Origin of the sequence: Amycolatopsis azurea DSM 43854 (assembly GCF_001995215.1) — a bacterium.
Classification (GTDB): domain Bacteria; phylum Actinomycetota; class Actinomycetes; order Mycobacteriales; family Pseudonocardiaceae; genus Amycolatopsis; species Amycolatopsis azurea.
The window spans coordinates 330,003-336,940 of sequence record NZ_MUXN01000005.1; the positions used below are offsets into that span (position 1 = coordinate 330,003).

10 protein-coding genes are annotated in these 6,938 nt (G+C 70.1%); 2 read left to right on the plus strand and 8 right to left on the minus strand.

Translation table 11 applies throughout. The features are described from left to right. Nucleotides 1–10: 10 nt before the first annotated feature. The 4 genes from B0293_RS09545 to B0293_RS09560 all read right to left on the minus strand — a co-directional run bounded on the left by B0293_RS09545 (nt 11) and on the right by B0293_RS09560 (nt 2,892). Nucleotides 11–853: a hypothetical protein gene (locus B0293_RS09545; RefSeq protein WP_005149503.1), complete on the minus strand. Its 843-nt coding sequence runs from the start codon at nt 851–853 to the stop codon at nt 11–13. Then, complete coding sequence (locus B0293_RS09550; protein WP_005149501.1) at nt 850–1,362, minus strand: SigE family RNA polymerase sigma factor; 513 nt, start codon at nt 1,360–1,362, stop codon at nt 850–852. Before B0293_RS09550 ends, B0293_RS09545 begins: the two co-directional genes overlap by 4 nt. Before the next feature lie 204 nt (nt 1,363–1,566). Then, on the minus strand, nt 1,567–1,920 hold the full coding sequence (locus B0293_RS09555; RefSeq protein ID WP_005149499.1) for a DUF952 domain-containing protein: 354 nt from the start codon (nt 1,918–1,920) through the stop codon (nt 1,567–1,569). Nucleotides 1,921–2,007: 87 nt separating this feature from the next. Then, complete coding sequence (locus B0293_RS09560) at nt 2,008–2,892, minus strand: DUF5926 family protein (RefSeq protein ID WP_005149497.1); 885 nt, start codon at nt 2,890–2,892, stop codon at nt 2,008–2,010. Nucleotides 2,893–3,192: 300 nt separating this feature from the next. Between B0293_RS09560 and B0293_RS09565 the strand changes: the two genes are divergently transcribed. Together B0293_RS09565 and B0293_RS09570 are read left to right on the plus strand one after the other, a co-directional pair. Then, a complete protein-coding gene (locus B0293_RS09565) occupies nt 3,193–3,405 on the plus strand; it encodes a hypothetical protein (protein ID WP_039914830.1) in 213 nt (70 codons plus the stop codon). 61 nt (nt 3,406–3,466) lie between these two features. Next, nucleotides 3,467–4,636, plus strand: a complete 1,170-nt coding sequence (locus B0293_RS09570) for a cytochrome P450 (protein WP_005149493.1) — start codon at nt 3,467–3,469, stop codon at nt 4,634–4,636. Nucleotides 4,637–4,673: 37 nt separating this feature from the next. On the opposite strand, the gene B0293_RS09575 is transcribed toward B0293_RS09570, so the two are convergent. The 4 genes from B0293_RS09575 to B0293_RS09590 form a co-directional block, all read right to left on the minus strand. Further along, nucleotides 4,674–5,099, minus strand: a complete 426-nt coding sequence (locus tag B0293_RS09575; RefSeq protein ID WP_039914829.1) for a type II toxin-antitoxin system VapC family toxin — start codon at nt 5,097–5,099, stop codon at nt 4,674–4,676. Between the two features lie 27 nt (nt 5,100–5,126). Further along, nucleotides 5,127–5,429, minus strand: a complete 303-nt coding sequence (locus B0293_RS09580; RefSeq protein ID WP_039914828.1) for a hypothetical protein — start codon at nt 5,427–5,429, stop codon at nt 5,127–5,129. Nucleotides 5,430–5,504: 75 nt separating this feature from the next. Beyond that, nucleotides 5,505–6,443, minus strand: a complete 939-nt coding sequence (locus tag B0293_RS09585) for a DUF4328 domain-containing protein (protein ID WP_039914827.1) — start codon at nt 6,441–6,443, stop codon at nt 5,505–5,507. Nucleotides 6,444–6,478: 35 nt separating this feature from the next. Further along, the gene (locus B0293_RS09590; RefSeq protein WP_005149488.1) at nt 6,479–6,829 is read right to left on the minus strand and encodes a rhodanese-like domain-containing protein; all 351 of its coding nucleotides are present in this window, start codon (nt 6,827–6,829) and stop codon (nt 6,479–6,481) included. Between the last annotated feature and the right edge of the window lie 109 nt (nt 6,830–6,938).

The window sequence follows — 6,938 nt, forward strand, 5'->3', positions numbered from 1 at the left end:
ACGGACGGCTTCAGCTGAACTGGCAGTCCTGGTTGAGGCTGGTCAGCAGGATGCTGACGGCCGAGCCGTCCTTGGCGACGAAGATCCGGTACGCGCTCACCGCGCTGACCGGCGCGACATACGCGCCGCCGTTCTTGGTGCTGCCCGGATAGGCGGCGAGGATGTCCGCCTCGGTCGAGCCGACGCCGATCCCCTCGGGGGTGTGCACCGTGCCCGCCGGGTTGATGACGGTGATCCCTTCGGCCTCGGTCAGCGACACCGACGCCGGCCCCGGAACGGCGGCTCCCTCCGCGTAGCCGTACGTGCAGGCGCCCCGGGCCTCTTTCGCCCGCAGCGGGCCCGCGGCGGCTTCCGCCTCGGACTCGCTCATCCCGAGCCGGAGCTTGCCGAAACCGGCGGACGTCAGGAGCGCGCCGGTGGTCACCTTGCCCTGCGTGGGCGGCCTCGAGGCGGCCGTGCTCTTCGGCGGCTTGGCGGGCCCGTCGGAGACCGTCGAAGGCGGTGGCGCGGACGTCTGTTCCGGCGGTGGCGCCACCGAAGAGGACATCGGCGGCTCGACGCTCCCCGGCCCCGGCCGCACCAGGCTCGACGAGGCCGCGCCCATGGTGAGCTGGTCACCGGGGAAAGCCGCGTTGCCGTCCTTGCCGTGGATCGTGAAGACCGTGAGCCCGCCGCCCACCATGACGATCGCGGCGGCCATCCCGCTCGTGGTCTGCATCAGCTGACGGCGGCGACGCCGTCGACGGGCGCCCGCGACGATCGTCTCGGGATTCAGCGTGGATCCCGCGCCCAGCCGCTCGTCGGAGAACAGGTCGCGCAGCTTCTGCTGCACGTCCTCTTCGGACATGTTCATCCCGCTTCCCTCCCTTCGTCTCCGGGTTCGAACAGCGCGAGCTTCGTGCGCAGCGACGAGATCGCCTTGCTCGCCTGGCTTTTGACGGTGCCCTGGCTGACGCCGAGCGAATCCGCGATCTCCGCTTCGGAAAGCCCCTCGTAGTAACGCAGGACCATCACCGCGCGTTGCCTCGGCGGCAGCGCGCGTAACGCCTGCCACAACGGCTCGTGCTCGAACGGGTCGGCCGGGCTGTACGGCTGAGTGTCCGGCAGGTCGGCGACCAGGCTCTCCCGTTTGGTCCGGCGCCAGCGGCTGATGTGCGCGTTGGCCATCGAACGGCGGATGTAGGCCATCGGGTCGCCGGTCTTGTGCTGGACGTAGGACCAGCGGGAGCCGATCTTCTCCAGCACGGTCTGCACCAGGTCGGCGGCGTCGTGCGGATTCCCGGTGAGGGCGTGCCCGTACCTCAGCAGACCCGGAAGGCTGGCCTGCACGAAGTCGCCGAAGTCGGTGAGCTCGCCCGGCACGTGCCTCCCTCGGCTTTCGCCGGCCCCCCAGACGTCCGTCCCCGGGATGACCGTCGCGGCAGCGGTCACCGTATCGCCTCCTCCCGGGGTCACGCGGCCAGGTCCGCCTGGCTCACCTCTTCCGAAACGCATGACCGCCCCCACAGGTTGTCTCTCGCCGCGAACACTTTCGGGAGACGCCCGGTCGAAAGAGGAGTTGCCTGCTCAACGTCTCGACACGGACTCGGGAATTCTGAACGAACCGTCCCCCTGAACAGGGAATTCGTGAACGGCCACCACGGCGTTACGGGGTATCGGACCGTACACGTGGGGGAACTGGATCGCGGCCGGATGCGGCGGGTCGCCGTCCTCCCAGACGACGGGCGCGCCGACGAGCGCCGGGTCGATCTCCAGCAGGAGCAGATCGGTGCGGCCGGCGAACACGGCGTTGGCCGGGATGTGCGCCGTCCCCGGGTCCGAGCAGTGGATGAAGCCGTCGGATTCGAGGGACGCGGCGGTGTAGACGCCGCCTTCGGGCACCGCGGCCCAGTCACCCTTGGGGCAGATATGCAGGATCACGGGACCATCCTCGCGCAATTCGTCCTCTGAATGCGGTGGTTGCGTGCGCAACTACCGCATTCAGAGGACGAAACGCGGAAAGGGGGGTCAGCGGATGGTGAGCTGGCGGCCGATCAGGCCGTCGCGCGAGCGGCGCTCGGTGGCGTTGAGCGGCTCGGAGTCGAGGGACTTCAGCGCGGCCTCAAGGCGGACGCCGAGCTGGTCCTTCGCGTCGGCCCACTCGCGGGCGTGGGCCTCGGGGTCGAGGTCCCACACCGGGACGAGCAGCCCGTGCGCGCGGAACGAACCGGCGTAGCGGGAGCCCTCACCGAGGCCCAGCTCACCGGCCGCGGACAGCCGCGCAAGCGCTTGCAGCAGCAGGTTCTCCGGCTCGGGTCGGACCCAGCGCAGGTGCGCCTTCTCCCCGGCGAGCACCCAGTAGGCACCGGCGCCGAGGCGCTCGGTCGGCATGATCGCCGCGTTCGCGCGCTCCAGCGACAGCGCGACGTCACCGCTGGCGTCGGCGTCCTCGGGCAGCCACCAGGCGAAGTCGTTGTAGAGCGTGACGTCGAGTTCGGCGCTCGTGTCGAGCAGGTCCTGCAGACGGGCCTTCTCGTCGGCGGTCGGCGGCGTCGTGGTGTCCGGCACGGACAGGACGTCGCCCTCCTTGGCGTCCAGCACCCACTGGAGCGCGCGGCCGAGGTCGCGGCTGATGTCCGAGGACCGGGTCTGCACCTGCATCCCGACGTAGCGCTCGCCGTCGGACCGGACGAACGCGGCCGCCGCCATCGGCAGCACCGTGCCGAGGGTGACCTTCTCGCCGGAGCCCGCCAGCGTGAGCGCGGCCGTCGCCGAAGGGACGAACTCGCGCAGCGCGATCAGTTCGGTCTCCGCCGCGAGTCCCTCGAAGGGCTGGCCGACGAAGACGTCGCGCACCTTCGGCTTGCGGTCCGAGGTCGTCTTGGGACCCTTCTTGCGCGAACCCTTGCCCACGTCAGCCTCCTCAAGCTCGGTTCGAAACGCTATCGCGGGAAGGACGCGGGCCTCGTAAGACCCCCGGGGTTCATCGGGGCCGGTGACGGAATCATCGCGGACGACACCCCACCGACCACCGGATCGACCGGATCGGCCGGTTTCAGCGGCCGTTCGTGTATCACGCAAACGTGACTGAAAACGGTTGTCATCATCCGGACGAGCGGACCGCGGGTGATCAGCCTGCCGTTTTCCCCTCACCGCACCGAATACTCGATCTCGGCGCCATACCGGCGTCGTCGTGCGGAGAAGGGATCACAGATGAGCACCTCGAAACGCCGGGCCGCGCTGGCCGCGTTTCCCGTGGCACTCGGGCTGATGCTGGCCGGCCCCGCCGTGGGCACGGCCTCGGCCGCGCCACAGTCCGACTCGACAGTCCAGGCCCGCCACTGCCTGCTGCTGTGCGTCGGCCCTCACCACGGGCACCATCACCACGGCATCGGCCTGCACCTGGGACTCTGGCTGCATCTGTAGCTCCCTTGCCGCGCCGGGGCGACCACCCCGGCGCGGCGCCCGGCCGGGTTACAGTCGGCGGGTGTTCGACCTCGCCGACCCGGCCTTCCTCGCGAATCCGTACCCGTCCTTCGCCGAACTCCGCGAGCGCGGCGAAGTCCATCGGCACGACGGCCTCGGCATCGCCGTGGCGGTGTCGCACGCGGCGTCGGCCGCCGTCCTGCGGCATCGCGGGCTCGGCCGGATCTGGCAGGACGCGCTGCCGGTGGAGCGGTTCGCGTCGTTCAACCTGCTGCACCGCAACTCGCTGCTGGAGAACGAGCCGCCCGCCCACACCCGGCTGCGGCGGGTGATCGCGGGCGCGTTCGGGCGCGGCCACGTCCAGCGGCTGCGGCCGATGGTCGCCGAACTCGCGGACGGCATGGTCGACGCGCTCGCCGCCGAGATCGCCGAGACCGGTTCGGCCGATCTGCTGGCGCACCTCGCGCAGCCGCTGCCGGTCGCCGTCATCGCGGAGCTGCTGGGCGTCCCGGTCGAGAACGGGCCGAGCATGGTCACGTGGTCGAACCACATCGTCAAGATGTACGAATACGGGCTCGCCGAGGACAAGCGCGACGCCGCCGAAACCGCGGCCGCGGAGTTCGTCGAGTACCTGCGTGACGTCGCGAAGCAGCGCGCGGACTCCCCCGGCGAAGACATCGTCAGCGATCTTCTGCGCAGCGAACTCACCGAGGACGAACTGGTCGCGACCGCGGTCCTGCTGCTGATGGCCGGGCACGAAGCGACGGTGAACGTCATCGGGAACGGCGTCAACGCGCTGCTGACCCACCGGGACCAGTGGGAGCGGCTGGTGGCCTCCCCGGATCTGCTGGATCCGTGTGTCGAGGAGCTGATCCGCTTCGACTCGCCGCTCCAGCTCTTCGAGCGGACGGCGACCGCCGACGTCGAGATCGCCGGGTTCCGGGTGGCCGAGGGCGAGAAGATCGGCGCGCTCCTCGGTGCCGCCGCACGGGACCCGAAGGTGTTCGACCGGCCCGACACCCTCGACATCGGCCGCACGCCGAACGCGCACCTCGGCTTCGGCATGGGCATCCACTACTGCGTTGGCGCCCCGCTCGCGCGAGTGGAGATCGCGGCCGCGCTGACGTCGCTGGCCACGAAGCTGCCCGGGCTGGAGCTCGCGGAGACGCCGGAACGACGGCCGGAGTTCGTGATCCGGGGCCTGCGCTCGCTACCCGTCACCACGCGATAGCAAAGGTCCCCTGCTCTCTTTCCGCAGGTCGGCGGGCTTAGGGATACAGCGTGAAGTGGGAGACGTGCACCGGCTTGACGTGCTCGAAATGCCGACGGTCCACCGTCGCCACCTCGACCGTTTTCCGTCTTTCCGCGGTGGCCACGACCGCCGCGTCCGCCAGGCCGAGAGGCCAATCCGCGTACTGCCGCATCAGCACGGCCATCCGCCGGAAATCGTCGTCCATGGGGTGGTAGATCGCGAACTGAGGCGACCGTATGAGTCCTTCGATGAACGCCGCCTCGGCTTCACCGCCGAGATATTTCTCGATGTAGTGGCATACCTCGGTCAGCACCAGCGACGGCACCAGCAGATCACGCGTGGCCGCGGTCCCGAGCCAGGCGACCACCGCCTGGTGGTGAGCATCTTTCCGGCTGGCCATGGCTATGAGCGGGCCGGCGTCTACCACGATCGGACGCGCCATCGACTTTCGCTTGTTCTCGCCGTGAACTCAGGCGACATCCTGGCCGCGCACCACGGCCTTCACGCTCTCGGACGCGTCAGCGGGAAGATCGAACATCCCCAAGAACGACGGCAACGAGTACGGCTCTGGCGTCTCGTCCGCGATCGGCTCAGGCCTGCGAATCCCGTGATTGGCAAGTCCCGCTTTGACTCCGGGTACGAATCGCCCCGTGACAGGCTGCCTTGCCTTCTTCGACCTCACGGGGGACGGCTTGTACAGACCGCTCGCAGCAGACCTCACCCGACCGGTCACCCCGGCGGGTAAGTCGTACTTCTGCTGCTCGCTGCTCATGCCTCCATGTTACAGACCGATCCACGTTCGGCAGAGTGCGTGGATCCGCATTCAACAGTTGGTGGAAAAGTTGCGTCAGCGCACGGAGGAAGCGGGGCGATCGCGGCGTTCCGGGTCCGGGGCGCCGTCCACCTTCAGCACGCGAAGCAGGCGAAGGCGCTTCTCGGCCACAGGCGCGAGCAGACCGGACATGCGCTTCACGAGCAGCGCCGTCACCACCGCCAGCCCGGCCGCGGCCAGATCGGTCAGCGCGACCAGTACGACGCCGTCGGCCAGCGCCTGGACGCCGTCACGGAACCGCCACACGATGACGAGCGCGAGCAGCAGCCAGTTGACCGCCCAGACGCCCCACCAGGCCAGCACGAGCCGCGACGGCTTCGGCCGCGTTTCCCGGGTCCGGCGCAGGACGGCGTGTTCGAGTTCGGCGACGATCGGCAGCACCATGATCAGGTTCACCACCGGCACCAGCGTGAACACCAGCACGTGCCACAGCCGCCTCGGCGGCACCTCGCCGCAGGCGTCCGCGGCGGCGTGCCTGGCCACGAGCAGCCACCACACGGTGAGCCCGGAAGGCAGCAGCGAAAGGATCGTCGTGAGCAGGCCCGCGGTGATCACGAAGCTGTCGGACACCGAGACGACGGACGTCGAGAGCGCGGAGTCGCGGCTCTGCACGAGCAGGACGTAGCGCCAGATCTCCGCGGCCGACGCGATGACGGCGAGGGCGGCGAAGGTCCACAGCACCGGCAGGAGACTGCGCGTGATGACCCGCAGCCGCTCCCCGGCGGTGACCTCGCCGGACGCGGTGCCGGGGACCGCGGTCGGGCGGCGCCAGACCAGGTTCGGGAAGCCCCAGCGCGGCGGGACCGGGTAGGACGGCGGACCGGAGTAGCGCTCGGCCACGGGTTTGCGCCGCAGCGGCATGGCGCCCGGAGGCGGCGAAGCGACCCAGCGGACGCGATAACGCGCCGCCTGGGGCCTCGGCTGCTGCATCGGCGCCGGACGCACCGGCGGCACCGGCGTTCTCGGCGGGTAGTGGCCTGGCTGCACGGTTACAGCACTTCGGGGTCGACGCCGGGATGGTCGCCGACCATCGGGCGCCCCTCCTGCTTCCAGGAGCCCATCCCCCCGGCGACGTTCACCGCGTCCCAGCCGCTCGCGTTGAGCCACGCGGCGGCGCGGGCGGACCGGCCGCCGCTGCGGCAGATCACGTAGACCGGCTGGTCGTCGGGCAGGTCGTCGAGTTCGCCGACGCGCGCGGGCAGTTCACCCATCGGGATGTGCTTGGCGCCCGGCGCGTGCCCGGCGGCCCACTCGTCGTCCTCGCGGACGTCGAGCAGCGCGACACCGTCCTTGGGCAGATCACGGACGGCGACGGTCGGGATGTCAGCAGGGCTCACCACCCTTCCATCCTCGCATCCCGACACGTCACGCGCGCGTGAAGAACGACTCAGTGCTGAGTCGCCTTTTCGGCACCGGCGCCGGTGAGCGACCGGACCTCCATCTCGGCGT

Bases quoted from the DNA above. Each gene is read 5' to 3' on its own strand.
- B0293_RS09545 (WP_005149503.1), bottom strand. From the start codon at position 853: ATGAACATGTCCGAAGAGGACGTGCAGCAGAAGCTGCGCGACCTGTTC.
- B0293_RS09565 (WP_039914830.1), top strand. From the start codon at position 3,193: ATGAGCACCTCGAAACGCCGGGCCGCGCTGGCCGCGTTTCCCGTGGCA.
- B0293_RS09575 (WP_039914829.1), bottom strand. From the start codon at position 5,099: ATGGCGCGTCCGATCGTGGTAGACGCCGGCCCGCTCATAGCCATGGCC.
- B0293_RS09580 (WP_039914828.1), bottom strand. From the start codon at position 5,429: ATGAGCAGCGAGCAGCAGAAGTACGACTTACCCGCCGGGGTGACCGGT.